Origin of the sequence: Occultella kanbiaonis, from assembly GCF_009708215.1 — a bacterium.
In the GTDB taxonomy this organism is placed as follows: domain Bacteria; phylum Actinomycetota; class Actinomycetes; order Actinomycetales; family Beutenbergiaceae; genus Occultella; species Occultella kanbiaonis.
On sequence record NZ_CP046175.1, the window covers coordinates 3,914,242 to 3,933,362 of the forward strand.

Here is a 19,121-nt window from a genome sequence, read left to right on the forward strand (position 1 = left end):
CCCCTCCCTGGCAATCGCGGCCGCCCTCCGACGGATCGACCACCTGATGTTGTTCACCGAGACCGACCCGCCCACCACCGCCACCCCCCGGCTGATCGGTGTGGAACGGGTCATCGGGAGCGCTCGGCACCAGGACCGGTACGGCACCCACCTCGTGCCCGGCGGGGTGGACACGGTCGTGCACGCTCCGCAGGCGACCGCCGTCGAGTTCTGCCTGCTGGACGGCGAGGGCGAGGCGGCCACCGAGCGGCGGTTCCGGCTGCTCGTCGGTGAGCACGGCCGCTGGCACGGACACATCCCCGAGGTCGGCCAGGGCCAGCGGTACGGACTGCGCGTGCACGGCCCCTGGGACCCGGCCCACGGCCAGTTCCACAACCCGCACAAGCTGCTCACCGACCCCTACGCCCGGGCGATCGTGGGCTCGCTCGACCTGGTCCCGGCCGTGTACGGGCACATCGTGGACGACTACCTGCGCCCGGTCCCGGGGCAGGACGGGCGGGACGCCCGCGACAGCGCCGCGCACGTCCCGCACGGCGTCGTCGTCGACGACGCGTTCGACGAGGAGCCGGTGCAGCACCCCGACACCCCGTGGGGCCGCACGGTCATCTACGAGGCGCACGTGCGCGGTCTGACCCGCCGGCTGCCCGGGGTGCCCGAGCACCTGCGTGGCACCTACGCGGGCCTGGCGCACCCCGCGACCGTGGCGCACCTGCGTGACCTGGGCGTCACCGCCGTCGAGCTCCTCCCGATCCACGCGAAGGTGACGGAGCCTGCGCTGACCATGCGCGGCGTCGTGAACTACTGGGGCTACAACACGCTCGGGTACTTCGCCCCGGAACCGTCCTACGCCACGCAGGCCGCGCAGTCGGCCGGCCCGGCCGCGGTGCTGGCCGAGGTCAAGGGCATGGTCAAGCTCCTGCACGAGGCCGGGCTCGAGGTCATCCTCGACGTCGTCTACAACCACACCTGCGAGGGCGGCACCGACGGTCCGCTGCTGTCCTGGCGCGGTCTGGACAACGCCGGGTACTACCTGCACGACGGCGCCGGGCACAGTCACTACCTCGACGTCACCGGCTGCGGCAACTCGCTCGACTTCCGCAACCAGCACGTGGTCCGGATGACCCTGGACTCGCTGCGGTACTGGGTGCAGGAGGTGGGGGTGGACGGGTTCCGGTTCGACCTCGCCACCACCATGGGCCGCAAGGGCGCCACGTTCCTGGCCGACCATCCGTTCCTGGTAGCGCTGGCCTGCGACCCGGTGCTCGGCGGGCGCAAGCTCATCGCCGAGCCCTGGGACCTCGGCCCCGGCGGGTGGCGCACCGGGCAGTTCGCGGCGCCGATCGCCGAGTGGAACGACCGGTACCGGGACGTGCTCCGGACCTTCTGGATCTCGGACGCCGCGGCCGCGGTCAACGGCGGGTACGGCCACGACCTGCGGGACCTGGCCACCCGGCTCGCCGGCTCGGCGGACATGTTCGCCCACTCCTCGGTGCCGGGCGGACGTGGCCCCATCGCGAGCCTCAACTTCGTCACCGCCCACGACGGCTTCACGCTGCGGGACCTGGTCTCCTACGACCACAAGCACAACGAGATCAACGGCGAGGACAACCGGGACGGGACGGACAACAACCGGTCCTGGAACCACGGCGTCGAGGGCGAGACGGACGAGCCGGAGATCCTGGCGCACCGACGGCGCACCATCCGCAACATCCTCGGCACCATGATGGTCTCGGCCGGCACGCCGATGATCACGGCCGGGGACGAGTTCGGGCGCACCCAGCAGGGGAACAACAACGCCTACTGCCACGACGACGAGTCCGTGTGGGTGGACTGGGACCTGGCGCCCTGGCAGCGGGACCTGCAGGCGACCACCGAGCACCTGCTCGCCCTGCGGCGGCGCAACCGCGTGCTGCGGCCGGCCCGGTTCCGGCCGTTCGACCCGCACGCGTTCCGGTCCCGACCCGCGCTGGCCTGGTTCGACGAGCACGGCGCGACCATGTCGCTGGAGCGCTGGCACGACGTGAACCGCCGGGTGCTGCAGATGTTCCGCGGCGGCGAGCGGGCCGACGAGCGCGACGCCCTGACCGTGATCAACGGTGCCGCGAACCCGGTCCACGTGACCCTCTCCAGCGATGGACCGGAGTTCTACGAGCTGGTCTGGGACTCGGCCTGGGAGCACCCGGACGAGCGTCCGCCCACGGCGAGCGTGCCCGCCGGCACCACCCTCGAGGTGCCCGAGCTGAGCATGCGCATCTACCTGCAGTCGTAGACGCTGCGTCACTGACCCGCGTGCCGGGTCAGCGACGCAGGCACCGCCGTCGGGCCTTGGCCGTACCGCCGCCGGCGGATCGTCTGGCTACGCTGAGCCACATGACCGACACGGACGTCATCGTCATCGGCGCGGGCCTGTCCGGCCTCGTCACCGCCACCCGCCTGACCGCCCGGGGCCGGCGCGTCATCGTGCTGGACTCCGAACCCGCCGCCTCCCTCGGCGGACAGGCGTTCTGGTCGTTCGGCGGCCTGCTCCTCGTGGACAGCCCGGAGCAGCGCAGGCTCGGGGTGAACGACAGCGCCGAGCTGGCGTTCTCGGACTGGCTCGGGTCCGCGAACTTCACCTCCGGCGCGGAGCGCGGCGAGGGGCCGGACGCGCAGGGCTACGCGTGGGCGCAGCGCTACGTGGAGTTCGCGTCCGGGCCGATGCGCTCGTGGCTGCACGGCGAGGGCGTGCGCTGGTTCCCACTGGTGCAGTGGGCCGAGCGCGGCGGCTACCCCGCCGGCGGGCACGGCAACACGGTGCCCCGGTTCCACGTCACCTGGGGCACCGGCCCGGGAGTGCTCGCGCCGTTCCTACGGGCGGCCCGGGCGGCCCGGGACGCCGGGCTCCTTCAGATCCGGTTCCGGCACCGGGTCACCGGCCTCGTCACGACCGACGGCGCGGTGACCGGGGTTCGTGCCGAGGTGCTCGAGCCGTCGACGGTCGGCCGGGGCGAGCCGAGTTCGCGCGCTGCCACCGGCGAGGTGGAGCTGACGGCGGACGCCGTCGTGGTCGCCAGCGGCGGCATCGGCGCGAACCATGATCTGGTCCGGGCCGCCTGGCCCGGATCCGCCGGCCGGCTTCCGAGCGAGATGCTCTCGGGCGTGCCCGACGCCACCGACGGGTGGATGCTCGCCACCGCGGAGGACGCAGGTGCCGCGGTGGTGCACTCGGACCGGATGTGGCACTACCCGGAGGGTCTGCCGATGCACACGCCCGTCTGGGGCCGGCATGGCATCCGGATCCTGCCCGGCCCGAGCTCGCTCTGGTTGGACGCCGACGGCGGACGGCTGCCGGCGCCGCTGTTTCCCGGCTACGACGCGCTCGGCGCGCTGCGGCACATCACCGGCCGCGGCGACTCGCACTCCTGGTTCGTGCTGAACAAGACGATCATGGAGACCGAGTTCGCGCTCTCCGGCTCGGACCAGAACCCGGATCTGACCGGCAAGGACGTGCGGCTGCTCGCCCAGCGGGTGCTGCCGGGCGCCGTCGGGCCGGTGGCGGCATTCGCCGAACGGTCCCCCGAGTTCGTCTGGGCAGCGAACCCGGCCGAGCTGGCCGCGGGCATGAACGCGCTCACCGGGTCCGAGCGGATCGACGCCGGCGCCCTGGCCCGCCTGATCGAGCTGCGGGACGCGCAGGTGCGCAGCGGCCTCGGGAAGGACCCGCAGCTCATGGCGATCAACCATGCGCGCACCTACGTGGTGGACAAGCGGATGCGGGTCAGCCCGCCCCGACCGCTGACCACGCCGAAGGACGGGCCGCTGCTCGCGGTGCGGCTGTCCGTGCTCACCCGCAAGACGCTCGGCGGGCTGCACACCGACACCGAGACCCGGGTGCTGCGTCCGGACGGCCAGGTGCTGCCGGGCTTGTACGCGGTCGGCGAGGCGGCCGGGTTCGGTGGTGGCGGTGTGCACGGCGAGCGTGCCCTGGAGGGCACCTTCCTCGGCGGCTGTCTGTTCTCCGGCCGGGTGGCCGGCGGAGCGATCTGATCCGGGCCTCGGGCGGCATTAGGGTATGCGGGTGACTTCAGCCGCCCTGCCCTCCGACCCGCCCATCGACGACACCGAGCTCAGCACCACCGAGACGCTGGACCGCTCGCTGCTGTCCGCCGTCGCCCGGAGCGGTGAGATCGAGCAGGCGCTGGCCACGGACGCGAGCCGGTTCCGGGTGCTCACCGGGGACCGCCCGACCGGCCGCCTGCACCTGGGTCACTACCTCGGCACGCTGGCGAACCGGGTCCGTCTCCAGGACCTCGGTGTACAGACGATGCTGCTGGTGGCCGACTACCAGGTGATCACCGACCGGGACGACGCCGGGCCGATCGCCGAACGCACCCGCGAGCTCGTCACCGATTATCTCGCCGCCGGGATCGACCCGGCGCGGACCACGATCTTCGCGCACTCCGCCGTGCCGGCGCTGAACCAGCTGATGCTGCCGTTCCTGTCCCTGGTCACCGACTCGGAACTGCGCCGCAACCCCACCGTGAAGGCCGAGAACGAGGCGACCGGCGGCCGGCCGATGAGCGGCCTGCTGCTCACCTACCCGGTGCACCAGGCCGCGGACATCCTGTTCTGCAAGGCGAACCTGGTGCCGGTCGGCAAGGACCAGCTGCCGCACCTGGAGCTGACCCGGGTGATCGCCCGACGGTTCAACGAGCGCTACGCGGGCGGCCGGACGGTCTTCCCGTCCCCGGACGCGCTGCTCAGCGAGGCCGTGAACGTGCTCGGCGTCGACGGGCAGAAGATGTCCAAGTCCCGCAGGAACACCATCGACCTGGCGATGACCGAGGACGAGACCACCAAGCAGCTCAAGCGGGCCGTCACCGACTCCGACCGGAACATCACCTACGACCCGGTCGGCCGCCCCGAGGTCGCGAACCTGCTCTCGATCGCGGCCCAGCTCGGCGCGGGCACCCCCGAGGAACTCGCCGCGCAGATCGGCGACGGCGGTGGTGGCGGCCTGAAGAAGCTCGTCACCGAGGTCGTCAACGAGCACCTGCGCCCGATCCGGGCCCGTCGCCGCGAGCTCGAGGCCGACCCCGGCTACCTCGCCTCGGTCCTGGCCGAGGGCAACGCCCGCGCCAACGAGATCGCCGACGCCACCCTCGCCGAGGTGCGCGAGGCGATGGGTATGACGTACGTCTGAGCAGCCCCCCGGACCGTCGTCCAGCCCCGCCCCGCGGCCGATGGTGCGATTGTCCGGCCCACCAGGGTGTTCCGCCGCATTTCCGCACGTTCGCGCCCGGCACCGGCGGGGTGTCCACAGGCGGGGAACGGGGTCTGGGTAGTTCTGGTGACCTTGGGGCATGCGGAAAGTCAGCCATCCGGTCCTGGTCACGGCCCTCGCACGGAGGCAGGGCGGCCTGATCTCCGCCCGCCAGTGCGACGAACTGGGCATCAGCAGCGACCGCCGTACGGCCCTTGTCCGTCACCGCGTCTGGCGCCGGGTGGTGCGCTCTGTCTACGACTGCCGACTCCCCGCCGACGACGGCGATGCACGCGATCTTCGCCGGCGCCGGTCGGCATGGATCGCCATCCTCGCGGCGGGCCCGGACGCGGTCGCGACCGGGATGTGCGCCCTCGCGCTCCATCGCGTCTGGGGCCTCCCCGTGGTGATCGCGCCGGAGGCGATGCTTCCCGGCGTTCGCGCGAACCGGGGACCATCCGGCGTCCGGATCCGCCGGGGACCACGGACCGGTCGGATCACGGTCGTCGACGGTGCCCGGGCGGTCGACGTGGGCACCGCCCTCGTCCAGACCCTGCCGGAGCTGGATCGCAACACCGCGGTCGCCGTCCTGGACTCGGCGCTGAACCGGGACCTCATCGACGCGCGCGGACTCGCGTCTGTCCGTCGACGGCTGCGCGGCCGCCGTGGCGCAGGCAAGCTTGAGGCCTGGTGGGCGCTCGTCGACGGACGCGCCGAGTCTCCGCTCGAGACACACGCGCGGCTCGACTGCCACGACCACCGACTGCCGCCGGATGAACTCCAGCTCGAGGTCCGGGCGGAGGAAGGCCGGTTCCTCGGCCGGGGCGACCTGGCCTGGCGGGGACCGGACGGGACCTGGGTGATCGCCGAGGTCGACGGCGCGGACATCCACTCCGAGACACCTGCGCTGTACCGCGACCGGGACCGTCAGAACGACCTCGCGATCGATTCCGACGTGACGCTGCTGCGCTTCGCCGCCCGCGACGTCTACCGGTCCGGCACCATCCCGGCCAGGGTCCGCGCCGCCCTGTCGGCACTGCGGTCGAACGTGCGGTCCCGCGGCGCAAGAGCCGGATCAGCCGCATGACCGCACCCCCGGCGAAGCTGGCGCGAGACGAGAGTGTCCTTGTGCGGCCCAACGGAGCCGTCGGCCGCACAAGGACACATTCGACGCGATGCCGGTCGCGGCGACCGCGGACCGTCAGACAGTCGCGACCAGCGCGAGCTCGGTCGGCGCCGCCAGGTCGCGGTGCTTGGGCACGATCCGGACGTTGTAGCCGAACGGACCGGACTGGGCGAGCGTGAACGCACGGCTGAAGTGGTAGCGCCCACCCTCGTAGGTGTCGGTCAGCTCCAGCTTCGAGGTCCCGAACTCGTCGATCTCGTCGTTGTCGGAGACCCGGCCGTAGTTCATCTGGACCTCGACGTCGTCGGGGCCGAGCTGGCCGAGCGAGACGAACGCCTTGATGGTGACGTGGTCGCCCACCTTGACGGCCTCGTGCAGCCCCTCGGACTCGACGTGGTCGACCCGCACGCTCGGCCAGGCGGCGCGCACCTTGGCCTTCCAGTCCGCGAGCTCGATCGCACCGGTGTAGCCGGGGCCGTCGACGCTGCGGTAGGACTGCGCCGTCGGGGTGTACAGCTCGGTGATGTAGTCGCGCACCATCCGGGTCGCCTGGACCTTCGGCCCGAGGGTGGCCAGCGTGTGCCGGATGTTCTCCAGCCAGTGCACGGGCAGCCCGTCGGTGCGGTCGTAGAACCGCGGCGCGACGGTGTTCTCGAGCAGGTCGTACAGCGCGGACGCCTCGAGGTCGTCCCGGTGCTCCGGGTCGTCGACGCCGTCGGCGGTGGGGATCGCCCAACCGTTCTGGCCGTCGTACATCTCGTCCCACCAGCCGTCGAGCACGGACAGGTTGAGGGCGCCGTTCAGGGCCGCCTTCATGCCGGACGTCCCGCAGGCCTCGAGCGGGCGCAACGGGTTGTTCAGCCAGACGTCGCAGCCCGGGTAGAGGGTCTGCGCCATCTCGATGTCGTAGTTCGGCAGGAACACGATCCGGTGGCGCACGTCCTCGGAGTCGGCGAACTGCACGAGCTTCTGGATCAGTCGCACGCCCTGCTCGTCGGCCGGGTGGGACTTGCCCGCGACCAGGATCTGCACGGGCCGGTCGGGGTCTGTGAGCAGCGCCCGCAACCGGTCCTCGTCCCGCAGCATCAGGGTGAGCCGCTTGTACGTGGGCACCCGGCGGGCGAACCCGATCGTCAGCACGTCGGGGTCGAGCACGCCGTCCACCCAGCCGAGCTCGGCGGCGGAGGCGCCACGCTGGGTCCAGGACTTGCGCACCCGGCTGCGGGCGTTGTGGACCAGTCGCTCGCGCAGCTGGCGGCGCAGCTCCCACAGGGTCGCGTTGTCGATGCCGCCGTCCTGCTTGTACCAACCGCCGCCCGACTCGATCTCGTCGGCGGTGAAGTACTCGGCCTGGGCGCCGGCGAACAGCGGGTCGATCCAGGTCGGGCTGTGCACGCCGTTCGTGACCGACGTGATCGGTACCTCGCCGACGTCGAAGCCCGGCCACAGCTGATGGAACATCGACCGGGACACCTGGCCGTGCAGCTTGGCCACGCCGTTGGCCCGCTTGGCCAGCCGCAGGCCCATGACGGCCATGTTGAACACGGTCGGGTCGCCGCCGTCGTAGTCCTCGCGACCGAGCGCGAGGACGTCGCCGACGTCGATCCCGGGGATCGAGTTGCCGCCGCCGAAGTACTCGGCGATCAGGTCAGCACCGAAGCGGTCGATGCCCGCGGGCACCGGGGTGTGGGTGGTGAACACCGTGCCGGCCCGCACCGTCTCGAGCGCGGCCGGGAACGTGAGCCCTTCCGCCTCGATCAGCTCGTGGATGCGTTCGACGCCGAGGAACCCGGCGTGGCCCTCGTTGCAGTGGTACACCTCGGGCGTCGGGGCGCCGGTCAGCCGCGAGTGCAGGCGCAGCGCCTTGACGCCGCCCATGCCGAGCAGCAGCTCCTGTTGCAACCGGTGCTCGCTCGTGCCGCCGTACAGACGGTCGGTCACCTTGCGGGCCGCGTCGTCGTTCTCGGGCACGTTCGAGTCGAGCAGGAGCAGCGGGACCCGGCCGACGTCGGCACACCACACCTGGGCGTGCAGGGAGCGCCCGCCGGGCAGCGGCAGGCTGATCCGCGAAGGCGTCCCGTCGTCCTCGCGCAGCAGCGTCAGTGGGAGGTTGTCCGGGTCGAGCACGGGGTAGGTCTCGTGCTGCCAGCCGTCCCGGGTCAGGGACTGGCGGAAGTAGCCGGCGCCGTACAGCAGGCCGACGCCGACGATCGGCGCGGCGAGGTCGGAGGCGCTCTTGAGGTGGTCGCCGGCCAGGATGCCGAGGCCGCCGGAGTACTGCGGCAACGCCGCGGCGATCCCGAACTCGGCGGAGAAGTAGGCGACGGCGGCGGGCAGGGCCGGCTCGCCGGCCTGCTCCCGACGGCGTCCCTCGGCCTGGTACCAGCGGTCCTCGCTCCGGTAGGTGTCGAGGTCCGCGGCAAGCGCCCGGACGCGCTCGACGAACCCGGCGTCGGCGGCGAGCTCGGCCAGGCGCTCCGGAGAGAGGGACCCGAGGAGCCGGATCGGGTCGCCGTGGAAGGCCTCCCACCGCTCCGGGTCGATCGAGGAGAACAGGTCGCGGGTGGGTGCGTGCCAGGCCCAGCGCAGGTTCAGGGCGAGGTCGTCGAGTGCGCCGAGCGCCTCGGGAAGGACGGTGCGAACGGTGAATCGTCGAATGGCTCTCACACGGCGAGCATAGGGGACTCGCAACGAATTGCGAACCTTGCAATGCTCTTGCAAGCCCACCCCGCCCGAGTCGCCGACTCCACGTGTGAAGGAGCCCGGCTCTCGGTAGGTTCGACCCGTGAGCACTCCACTTCCCACGCCCACCGCACCCATCGGCCGAATCCCCGTGATCGAGGTCGGCCCCATCGTCGAAGGTGGTCGCTGGCCGACCAAGGCGGTGGCCGGTGAGGTGATCCCGGTCCGCGCCACCGTCTTCCGCGAGGGGCACGACGCCGTCGCCGCGACGGCGGTCCTGGTGGCGCCGGACGGCACCGACCACAGCCACGTGCGGATGGTGGACGTCTCCCCCGGCAACGACCGGTACGAGGCCTGGGTCCAGCCGGACGCCGTCGGGAACTGGACGTTCCGGGTGGAGGGCTGGTCCGACCCGTACGGCACCTGGTCCCACGACGCGGTCCTGAAGGTGCATGCCGACGTCGACACAGAGCTGATGCTGGCCGAGGGCGCCCTGGTCCTCGAGCGCGCCGCCACCGACCCCGCGATGACGGCGGCGCACCGGCAGGTCCTCGGCGACGCCGTCCTGGGGCTGCGGGACGACTCCCGCCCGCCCGTGGCCCGGCTCGCCGCGGGCATCTCGCCGGAGGTCCGCGGTGTACTCGCCGAGGTGCCGCTGCGGGACGCGGTGTCCCCGAGCGCGGCCTATCCCCTCACCGTGCACCGCCCGCGAGCGCTGTACGGCTCCTGGTACGAGTTCTTCCCCCGCTCCGAGGGTGCCCACCGGGATCCGAACACCGGCGAGTGGATCTCCGGCACGCTGCGCACCGCGGCGGAGCGGCTGCCGGGCATCGCCGAGATGGGCTTCGACGTCGTCTACCTGACCCCGATCCACCCGATCGGCACCACGAACCGCAAGGGCCGTAACAACACCCTCGATACCGAGCCCGGTGACCCCGGCTCGCCCTACGGCATCGGCGCGGCCGACGGCGGTCACGATGCGATCCACGCCGACCTCGGCACCTTCGACGACTTCGACGCGTTCGTGGCCCGCGCCCGCGCGCTCGGCCTCGAGGTGGCCCTGGACGTCGCGCTCCAGGCGTCCCCGGACCACCCCTGGGTCACCGAGCACCCGGAGTGGTTCACCACCCGAGCGGACGGCTCGATCGCCTATGCGGAGAACCCGCCGAAGAAGTACCAGGACATCTACCCGCTGAACTTCGACAACGACCCCGACGGCATCTACACCGCCATCCGGGACGTGCTCGGGGTCTGGATCGACCACGGCGTCACGCTGTTCCGGGTGGACAACCCGCACACGAAGCCGCTGCCGTTCTGGGAACGCATCCTGGCCGACGTCGCGGCCGAGCATCCGGACGTCATCTTCCTGTCCGAGGCGTTCACCCGCCCGGCCATGATGCGCACGCTGGCCACGGTCGGGTTCCACCAGTCCTACACATACTTCACCTGGCGCCACACGAAGGACGAGCTCGCCGAGTACTTCACCGAGGTGGCCGGCGACTCCGCCGCCGTGATGCGACCGAGCTTCTGGCCGACCACCCACGACATCCTCACCCCGTACATGCAGCAGGGCGGTGCGGCCGCGTTCGCCATCCGCGCCGTGCTCGCCGCCACCGGCGCACCGACGTGGGGTATCTACTCCGGTTACGAACTCGCCGAGCACGTCGCCCGGCCCGGCGCCGAGGAGCAGATCGACAACGAGAAGTACGAATACAGACCGCGGGACTGGGAGCGTGCCCGCGAGCAGTACGGGCTGACCGCACTGCTGACCGCCCTGAACCGGATCCGCCGCGACCACCCGGCGCTGCAGCAGCTGCGCAACCTGACCATCCACCCGACCTCCGACGACGCGACCCTCTGCTACTCCAAGCGGGTCCGCGCCGAGCACTCCCCCACCGGCCGCGAGGACGTCGTCATCGTCGTGGTGAACCTCGACCCGTTCACCACCCGGGACTCACTGCTGCACCTGGACCTGGCCGCGCTCGGGCTCGACGGCCACGACGCGTTCGCCGCCCACGACGAGCTCTCCGGCGAGACCTACTCCTGGGGCGCGAACCCGTTCGTGCGGCTGGACCCGTGGGGACGCCCGGCGCACCTGATCCACGTGAGGCCGGCATGAGTCAGGCCACCCGCGGCCCGGTGTTCCACGAGCGCCACCAACCGGGCCTGTCCGACGATCCGCAGTGGTACCGCACCGCGGTGTTCTACGAGGTGCTGCTGCGGGCCTTCTCGGACTCCAACGGCAACGGCACCGGCGACCTGCGTGGGCTGATCAACCGGCTCGACTACCTGCAGTGGCTCGGCATCGACTGCCTCTGGCTGCCACCGTTCTACCCGTCCCCGCTGCGCGACGGCGGCTACGACGTGGCCGACTACACCGCGATCGCCGGCGAGTACGGCACCATCGAGGACTTCGTCGAGCTGATCGACGCGGCGCACGCCCGCGGCATCCGGGTGATCATCGACCTGGTCATGAACCACACGAGCGACCAGCACCCGTGGTTCCAGTCCTCGCGGTCCAACCCGACCGGCCCGTACGGCGACTTCTACGTGTGGAGCGACGACAACACCGCCTACCAGGACGCCCGGATCATCTTCGTCGACACCGAGGTCTCCAACTGGGAGTTCGACCCGGTCCGGCGCCAGTACTTCTGGCACCGGTTCTTCTCCCACCAGCCGGACCTCAACTTCGAGAACCCGCGGGTGCGCGAGGCGATGTTCGAGGTGGTCCGGTTCTGGTTGCGCACCGGCGTGGACGGGTTCCGCCTGGACGCCGTGCCGTACCTCTTCGAGGAGGAGGGCACGAACTGCGAGAACCTGCCCCGCACACACGAGTTCCTGCACGATCTGCGGGCCATGGTGGACGCCGAGTTCCCGGGCCGGCTGATGCTCGCCGAGGCGAACCAGTGGCCCCAGGACGTGGTTGCCTACTACGGCTCCGCGGCCGAGCCCGAGTGCCACATGTGCTTCCACTTCCCGGTGATGCCGCGGATCTACTACGCGCTGCGGGAGCAGAGCGCCCGCAGCATCTCCGAGATCCTCGCGGACACCCCCGAGATCCCGGTCGGCGCCCAGTGGGGCACGTTCCTGCGCAACCACGACGAGCTCACCCTCGAGATGGTCTCCACCGAGGAACGCGCGGCAATGTACGGCTGGTACGCCCAGGACCCCCGGATGCGCGCGAACGTGGGGATCCGGCGGCGGCTGTCCCCGCTGCTGGACAACTCCCGGGCCGAGATCGAGCTCGCCCACGCGCTGCTCCTCTCGCTCCCGGGCAGCCCGTGCCTGTACTACGGCGACGAGATCGGCATGGGCGACAACATCTGGCTCCACGACCGGGACGCGGTGCGCACACCGATGCAGTGGGACCCGGACCGCAACGCCGGCTTCTCCGCGGCCACCGACCCGGGCCGCCTCTACCTGCCGGTGATCCACTCGCTCACGAACCACTACGCGCAGGCGAATGTCGAGGCCCAGCTGGCGATCCCGACCTCGTTGCTGCACTGGGTGCGCGGGATGCTCGAGATCCGTCGCGCCCACCCCGTGTTCGGCAACGGCGACTACCTCCCGCTCACCACCGACAACGACGCCGTGCTCGCGTTCCTGCGCCGCAACGACGACGAGACGGTGCTGTGCGTGATGAACCTCGCCGCGACCCCGCGCTCGACGACGGTCAACCTGCCCGGCCTGGCCGGCGCCCGGCTGACCGACGTGTTCGGTGGCGCCGAGTTCCCGCCGGTGCGAGCCGTCGACGGCGTCGCTGCGCCGGTCGAGGCACCGTTCCTGGCGCAGGTGGCTGGGACTGGAGGGGCCCGCCCGACGGCGGCCGGCGGCTCCGCGGGTCCGGCGGCGGGCGGCTCAGCGGGTGCTGCGGTGGGTGGCTCCGACGGCCCGACGGCGATGGGCGGGCCGGACCTGGCCCTCGCCGATGGCGCGGGTCGGGTACCGGCGGCCGGCGGCGGCGCCGCGGTCGGGCCGGCTGGTGACGGGCCGGCGACCGACGGGACCGATACCGGCGGGACGGACTCGGCAGGGAGCGGCGCAGCAGGGCGCGCGCTGATCCCCACCGGTGCGTCGCCCGGCCGCGCGGGCGTCGCGACGCTGACCCTCGGATCCCGGGACTTCTTCTGGCTCAGGGTGACCCCATGACCGAGGTGCCGTCGCTGCTGATCGAACTGCTGGAGCCATGGATCCGCCTGCAGCGCTGGTTCCCGGCCAAGGACGAACCGGGCGCCGCGATCCGGGTGCTCAGTTCCATGGACCTGGCCGACCCCGCCGGGCAGGCCTCCTGCACGGTGCTGATCCTCGCCGTCGATCGCAGTGCCGGCACCACGCTCGTGCAGGTGCCGGTGGTGACCGCGCCCACCGACCCGGCCCGGCCGGGAGCCGAGCCGGGCCGGGAGCCGACCGGGCTGATCGCGACCCTGGCCGGTGACCGGGCACTCATCGACGGCCCGCACCACCCGGCCTTCGTCCGCGCCTGGCTGGCGGCCGCCGAGACCGACCTCGCCGGGACTGGGCAACCGTCGGTGGCTGGCGCCCCGGGGGTCGACGCGCCGGATCCGGTGGCGCGGGCCGTCGTCGCCGATGTCTCGGCGGCCGCGACGGGCGCCCGGGTCCTCACCGGCGAGCAGTCGAACACCTCGGTGCTGCTGCCCGCCGCGGGGCTGATCCTCAAGGTGTTCCGGGTGCTGGCCGCCGGCCCGAACCCGGACATCGACGTGACCCGCGCCCTGCACCACTCCGGCTGGTCTCAGGTGCCGGCGCCGCTGGGCTGGTCGGCCGGCCGCTGGCCGGACCCGGCCGGGTCCGGCGCGCCGCAGCAGGGCTACCTGGGCGTGCTCACCGCGTTCGTCCCGGACGCCCGTGACGGCTTCGACCTCCTCTGCGAGCGCGCCGGCACCGGCGCGGACGTCACGGATCTGGTCCATGACCTCGGCGTGACGGTCGCGGACATGCATGAGCACCTGCGCACCGCCCTTCCGGTCCACGACCCGCGCAGCGCGGCCGCGCGGGCGGGCGACCTGGCCGCGGCCATGCGCCAGCGGGCCACCTGGGCGCTGGAGACGGTGCCCGAGCTGGCCCCGTTCACCGACGCGATCGACGAACTGATCACGGGTGTCGCCGCGATGGAGACCGTGCCGAGCGTGCAGCGGATCCACGGCGACCTGCACCTGGGCCAGACGCTGCGTTCCGGCGTCGGCGCCACAGCTGCGCCGAAATGGTTCGTGATCGACTTCGAGGGCGAGCCGTTGCGGCCGTTGGCGCAGCGGACCCGGCCGGACCAGCCGTTGCGCGACCTGGCCGGCATGCTCCGCTCGCTCGACTACGCGGCCGCCGTCGGCGGGGCACCCGGCGAGGACTGGACGAGCGCCGCGCGCGCCGCCCTCCTCGCCGGCTACATCGAGGGTGGCAACAACTCCGCCGCCCAGCGCGAGGCCGTCGACGACGAGCACGACCTCCGCACCGGGGGCACGCTGGTCCGTGCCCTAGAACTGGACAAGGCCCTGTACGAGGCCGTCTACGAGTACCAGAACCGCCCGGACTGGCTGTCGATCCCGCTCCGCGGGATCCGACGGATCACAGAGGAGCACGCCATGACCTTCCCGCCTGATGACGACGCCGTCGGGGCACCGCTGAGCATTCCGGTCGAGGCTGCGCTCGACGCGCCGCCGGCCGCGGTACCGGGCACGGCCGCGGGAGCGCCGGGCGACGCGACCACCGCCCCCGGCGACCCCGACGACGACGGCGAGCCCACGCCGTCGACCATCGACCGCGACCTGCTCGGGATCGTCGCCCACGGCCAACACTTCGCCCCGCACGACATCCTCGGTCCGCACCTGGACACCGAGCGCGGCGTCGTCACGATCCGGACGGTCCGCCACCTGGCCACGGCTGTCACGATCATCACGCCCGATGGCCGGCACGAGGCGCGGCACGAGGACTTCGGCGTGTGGGTGCTCGCCCTGCGGGCCGACGAGGTGCCGGACTACCGCGTCGAGGTCACCTACGAGGCCGGCCCGGTCCTGGCCGACGATCCGTACCGGTTCCTGCCCACGCTCGGGGAGGTCGACCAGCACCTCATCCGGGAGGGGCGCCACGAGCAGCTCTGGGAGGTGCTCGGGGCGCACGTGCGGACGTTCGGGTCCGTGCTCGGCGAGGTGCGCGGCGTCTCCTTCTCGGTGTGGGCACCGAACGCACGAGCGGTGCGGGTGGTGGGCGACTTCAACGGCTGGGACGGGCGATCATCGTCGATGCGCTCACTCGGCTCGACCGGGGTCTGGGAGCTCTTCCTGCCGGACGTGAACGACGGGGCCAGGTACAAGTTCGAGCTCTGTCACGCCGACGGCTCCTGGCACACCAAGGCCGACCCGATGGCGCGCGCCGCCGAGGTGCCGCCCGCGACCGCCTCGGTGGTGACGGTCTCCGAGTACACGTGGGCGGACGAGGACTGGATGGCGGCGCGGGCGGCGCAGGATCCGCACAGCGGCCCGATGAGCGTGTACGAGGTGCACCTCGGCTCCTGGCGGCCCGGCCTCAGTTACGTCGAGCTCGCCGATCAGCTCGTCGGGTACGTGACCTGGATGGGCTTCACACACGTCGAGCTGATGCCGGTCGCCGAGCACCCGTTCGGCGGGTCCTGGGGCTACCAGGTCACGTCCTACTACGCCCCGACGTCGCGGTTCGGCAGCCCGGACGAGTTCCGGCACCTGGTCGACGCGCTGCACCGGGCCGGCATCGGGGTGATCCTGGACTGGGTCCCGGCGCACTTCCCGAAGGACGAGTGGGCCCTGGCCGCGTTCGACGGGACCGCCCTGTACGAGCACCCGGACCCGATGCGCGGCGAGCAGAAGGACTGGGGCACCCTGGTCTTCAACTTCGGGCGCAACGAGGTCCGCAACTTCCTGGTCGCGAACGCCCTGTACTGGCTCACCGAGTTCCACATCGACGGGCTGCGGGTGGACGCCGTGGCATCGATGCTCTACCTCGACTACTCGCGTGAGCCCGGCCAGTGGCGACCGAACGAGCGCGGCGGCCGGGAGAACCTGGAGGCGATCCAGTTCCTCCAGGAGACGAACGCGACGGCCTACCGGGTGGCCCCCGGGATCGTCATGATCGCCGAGGAGTCCACCGCGTGGCCGGGGGTGACGGCGCCGACCGACCACGGCGGCCTCGGCTTCGGCCTGAAGTGGAACATGGGCTGGATGAACGACACGCTGCGGTACCTCGCGGAGGAGCCGATCAACCGCCGCTACCACCACGGCGAACTGACCTTCTCCCTCGTGTACGCGTTCTCCGAGCGGTTCGTGCTGCCGATCAGTCACGACGAGGTGGTGCACGGGAAGGGTTCGCTGTGGCAGAAGATGCCCGGCGACCTGTGGCAGAAGCTGGCCGGGGTCCGGACCCTGTTCGCCTACCAGTGGTCCCACCCGGGCAAGAACCTGATGTTCATGGGCGGGGAGTTCGCGCAGAACCGGGAGTGGAACGAGGGCGCCGGCCTCGAGTGGGGACTGGGCGACACCCCTCCGCACGCCGGGGTCCGGCTTGCGCTGCGGGCACTGAACCAGGTCTACCGGGACAACCCGGCCCTGTGGCACGACGACCACACCTACCACGGCTTCGAGTGGCTGGAGGCGAACGACGGCGACCACAACGTGCTGGCCTACCTGCGCAAGGACGGCGAGGACCACGTCGCCGTGCTGGTCAACTTCGCCGGCACCGGGCACCAGTCCTACCGGCTCGGCCTCCCGCACGGCGGGGACTGGACGGAGATCCTGAACACCGACGACCCGTCCTTCGGCGGCTCCGGGGTCCTCAACCCCGGCACCCTGACCGCCGAGGAGGTGCCCTGGCACGGCCGGAGCCACTCGGTGCTCATCGAGGTCCCGCCGCTGGGCGCCATCTTCCTCAAGCCCAGCACCGCCTGATCCTGGGCACGAACGCGAGGTTGTTGGCCCCTCCGGCGACGGCGGAGCCAACAAACTCGCGTTCGCCCATGGTCAGGCCGCGAGTGCACGGCGGACCTCGTTGGGGATGATCCCTCCTCGCAGGACGTCGCGACCGGCGAACCGCAGCAGAAGGGCATCGGACCGGGTGGCGATCGCGTTCTGCCGCGCCCGGTCGGCGAACAGCGCGGCCGGGTTCGAGTGGACGTCGCGACCGTCGACCTCGACCAGCACCCAGCGCCCGTCCTTCCGGCGCCAGCCCAGGTCGACCCGGGCCACGAACAGCCCGCGCGCGTCCCGAACCTCAACCTGCAGATCGTCCGGAGGGAGTCCGTGGTCGACGCAGTCGAGTCGCGCGAACGACTCCATCGGTGATTCGGCCCGCCCGTCCACGAGCGCGAGCCATCCGTTGACCCCCGCCGCACCCCGTCGACCACGCAGTTGCTCGGCGATCCAGTCAAGATCCTCCGCGCGGAGCCGTCCCAGATGCAGACCCGAGTCGAGCATCGCCACAGCCGTGTCCCGCGGCAGTTCCGGCAGTGCCTGCACGAACGCACAACGCACGGACGCGACCCGCGGCTTCCTCGCCTCCGGCCCTTCATGGACCACAGCGATCCTGGGGCCCATCCGCACGACCTCCAGGGGCAACCCGAAGCGGCGTACCGTCACGCCGCTGGCACCCGGGGCTCCGCGGCCACCCGGAAGCGTCACCTCGGACGGGATCTGGCGTGGCAGGCCGTGGATGCCGTGGAGCGCGAGGGCACTCAGCCCCACCACGACCGCGTCGGAAGGGGAAGCCAGGCAGGCGAGCCAGCCGGCCCGCACGCGGGCGAGGTCGAGAGGGTGGAGGGCCGGGTCCGGCTCACCGGTGTCGTAGACGCCGCGCGTCGCCTGGGTCCAGTGACCGGCCCGGACCAGACTCGCGAGGCGGTGGTCGCAGATGCCGAGATCCCTGCACTGGTGCCGGCTGACGAGCCCGGCCTGCGCGCGGGCGAGCGAGCGGACCCGCGGCTCCGGTCGAACTGTCATTCCCCCATGGGACCTCGTTCTTCCGAGATCTCATCGAACCCTGTGGATACCGGCACGAACGCGAGCTTGTTGGCCCCTCCGGCGACAGCAGTGCCAACAACCTCGCGCTCACCGACACCCCCGGCGCCGGAGCCGGGTGCCGGTGGCTAGAAGAGCGCGACGGCGAGGTCGCGGCGCGCCTTGATGAGTTCCTGCGAGTCCTCGGGGGCGAGCAGGAACAGGTCGAGCAGTCGCAGCCGCGCCTCCTCGCGCTCCGGGCCGGCGGTCACCCGGATCACGCCGATGACCCGCGCGTACCCGGCGGCGAGCTGGCCGGCGCCGATCTCGACGTCGGCGGCCACCAGCTGCACCGGCAGGTCGCCGGGGGCAGCGTCCCGCGCGGCGGTGAGGGCACTGATCGCGTCGACCCCGTTCAGCCGGCGGAGCAGGTTCACCTGGGCGAGCCCGGCCTTCGCCTCGGCGTCCGCCGGGTTCTCCTTCAGCGCCTGCTCGAAGGCTGCGGCGGCGCCGTCGAGGTCGTCCGCCTCGATGGCGTCGTAGGCGGCCTGGATCAGCGGGGGCAACTCCGGCTCCGGGGCCTCCTCGGGCTCCTCGCCGGACACGTCGAGCTGACCGGAGACGCCGTTCTCGGCGGCCACGCGGAGCAGCTCGTCGAGGACCTGGCGGATCTGCTCGGCGGGGTAGGCACCCTGGAACAGCGGCAGCGGCTGGCCCTTCATGACGGCCAGCACGGACGGCACCGCCTGCACCTGGAACGCCTGCGCGATCCGGGGGCTGGTGGTCACGTCCACCCGAGCCAGCAGGAACCGGCCGGCGTAGGACCCGGCCAGCTCGGTCAGCACCGGCATCAGTTCGTCGCTGTTGGCCTCGCCCGGCTGGTACAGCGCCACCACGACGGGCACCTGGGCGGACTGCTGGACCACGTCGTTGAACGTGGCCTCGGTGACGTCGACCACGGCCCCGCCCCCGGCATCCCCGCCCGGGGTGGTGCCGCCGGCGGGCCGCTGCCCGGGCGGTGGTCCGGACAGTGCCGAGAGGTCGACGGCGCCGCGCAGGTTCAACGAGGGGGGAGGTTGGCTCATGGACGAAATCCTAA

9 protein-coding genes and 1 pseudogene are annotated in these 19,121 nt (G+C 72.0%); 7 read left to right on the forward strand and 3 right to left on the reverse strand.

Annotated elements, in window-relative coordinates:
* Positions 1–46: 46 nt before the first annotated feature.
* The 4 genes from glgX to GKS42_RS18075 all read left to right on the forward strand — a co-directional run bounded on the left by glgX (position 47) and on the right by GKS42_RS18075 (position 6,329).
* Positions 47–2,269 (forward strand): glycogen debranching protein GlgX, encoded by a 2,223-nt coding sequence (gene glgX / locus GKS42_RS18060; protein WP_154795085.1) that lies wholly within the window; start codon positions 47–49, stop codon positions 2,267–2,269.
* A gap of 101 nt (positions 2,270–2,370) precedes the next feature.
* Complete coding sequence (locus tag GKS42_RS18065) at positions 2,371–4,026, forward strand: FAD-binding dehydrogenase (RefSeq protein ID WP_154795086.1); 1,656 nt, start codon at positions 2,371–2,373, stop codon at positions 4,024–4,026.
* A 64-nt stretch (positions 4,027–4,090) separates the two neighbouring features.
* A complete protein-coding gene (gene trpS / locus GKS42_RS18070; protein WP_232848118.1) occupies positions 4,091–5,182 on the forward strand; it encodes a tryptophan--tRNA ligase in 1,092 nt (363 codons plus the stop codon).
* Between the two features lie 160 nt (positions 5,183–5,342).
* The gene (locus GKS42_RS18075; RefSeq protein ID WP_154795088.1) at positions 5,343–6,329 is read left to right on the forward strand and encodes a hypothetical protein; all 987 of its coding nucleotides are present in this window, start codon (positions 5,343–5,345) and stop codon (positions 6,327–6,329) included.
* 114 nt (positions 6,330–6,443) lie between these two features.
* Here the strand turns inward: GKS42_RS18075 and glgP are convergent, their stop codons facing one another.
* A complete protein-coding gene (gene glgP, locus GKS42_RS18080) occupies positions 6,444–9,035 on the reverse strand; it encodes an alpha-glucan family phosphorylase (RefSeq protein WP_154795089.1) in 2,592 nt (863 codons plus the stop codon).
* Between the two features lie 118 nt (positions 9,036–9,153).
* Between glgP and GKS42_RS18085 the strand changes: the two genes are divergently transcribed.
* The 3 genes and pseudogenes from GKS42_RS18085 (at position 9,154) to glgB (ending at position 16,978) form a co-directional block, all read left to right on the forward strand.
* The gene (locus GKS42_RS18085) at positions 9,154–11,169 is read left to right on the forward strand and encodes an alpha-1,4-glucan--maltose-1-phosphate maltosyltransferase (RefSeq protein WP_154795090.1); all 2,016 of its coding nucleotides are present in this window, start codon (positions 9,154–9,156) and stop codon (positions 11,167–11,169) included.
* Positions 11,166–12,794: pseudogene (treS, locus tag GKS42_RS18090) on the forward strand (maltose alpha-D-glucosyltransferase); the annotation flags it as partial. The gene GKS42_RS18085 and the pseudogene treS, both read left to right, overlap by 4 nt.
* Before the next feature lie 401 nt (positions 12,795–13,195).
* Positions 13,196–16,978, forward strand: a complete 3,783-nt coding sequence (glgB, locus tag GKS42_RS18095; RefSeq protein ID WP_154795091.1) for a 1,4-alpha-glucan branching protein GlgB — start codon at positions 13,196–13,198, stop codon at positions 16,976–16,978.
* A gap of 72 nt (positions 16,979–17,050) precedes the next feature.
* Here glgB and GKS42_RS18100 read toward each other — a convergent pair whose 3' ends face one another.
* Together GKS42_RS18100 and GKS42_RS18105 are read right to left on the reverse strand one after the other, a co-directional pair.
* Positions 17,051–18,025, reverse strand: coding sequence for a type IV toxin-antitoxin system AbiEi family antitoxin domain-containing protein (locus GKS42_RS18100; RefSeq protein ID WP_154795092.1), 975 nt, complete (start codon positions 18,023–18,025; stop codon positions 17,051–17,053).
* A gap of 146 nt (positions 18,026–18,171) precedes the next feature.
* A complete protein-coding gene (locus GKS42_RS18105) occupies positions 18,172–19,107 on the reverse strand; it encodes a tetratricopeptide repeat protein (RefSeq protein WP_154795093.1) in 936 nt (311 codons plus the stop codon).
* Positions 19,108–19,121 lie beyond the last annotated feature (14 nt).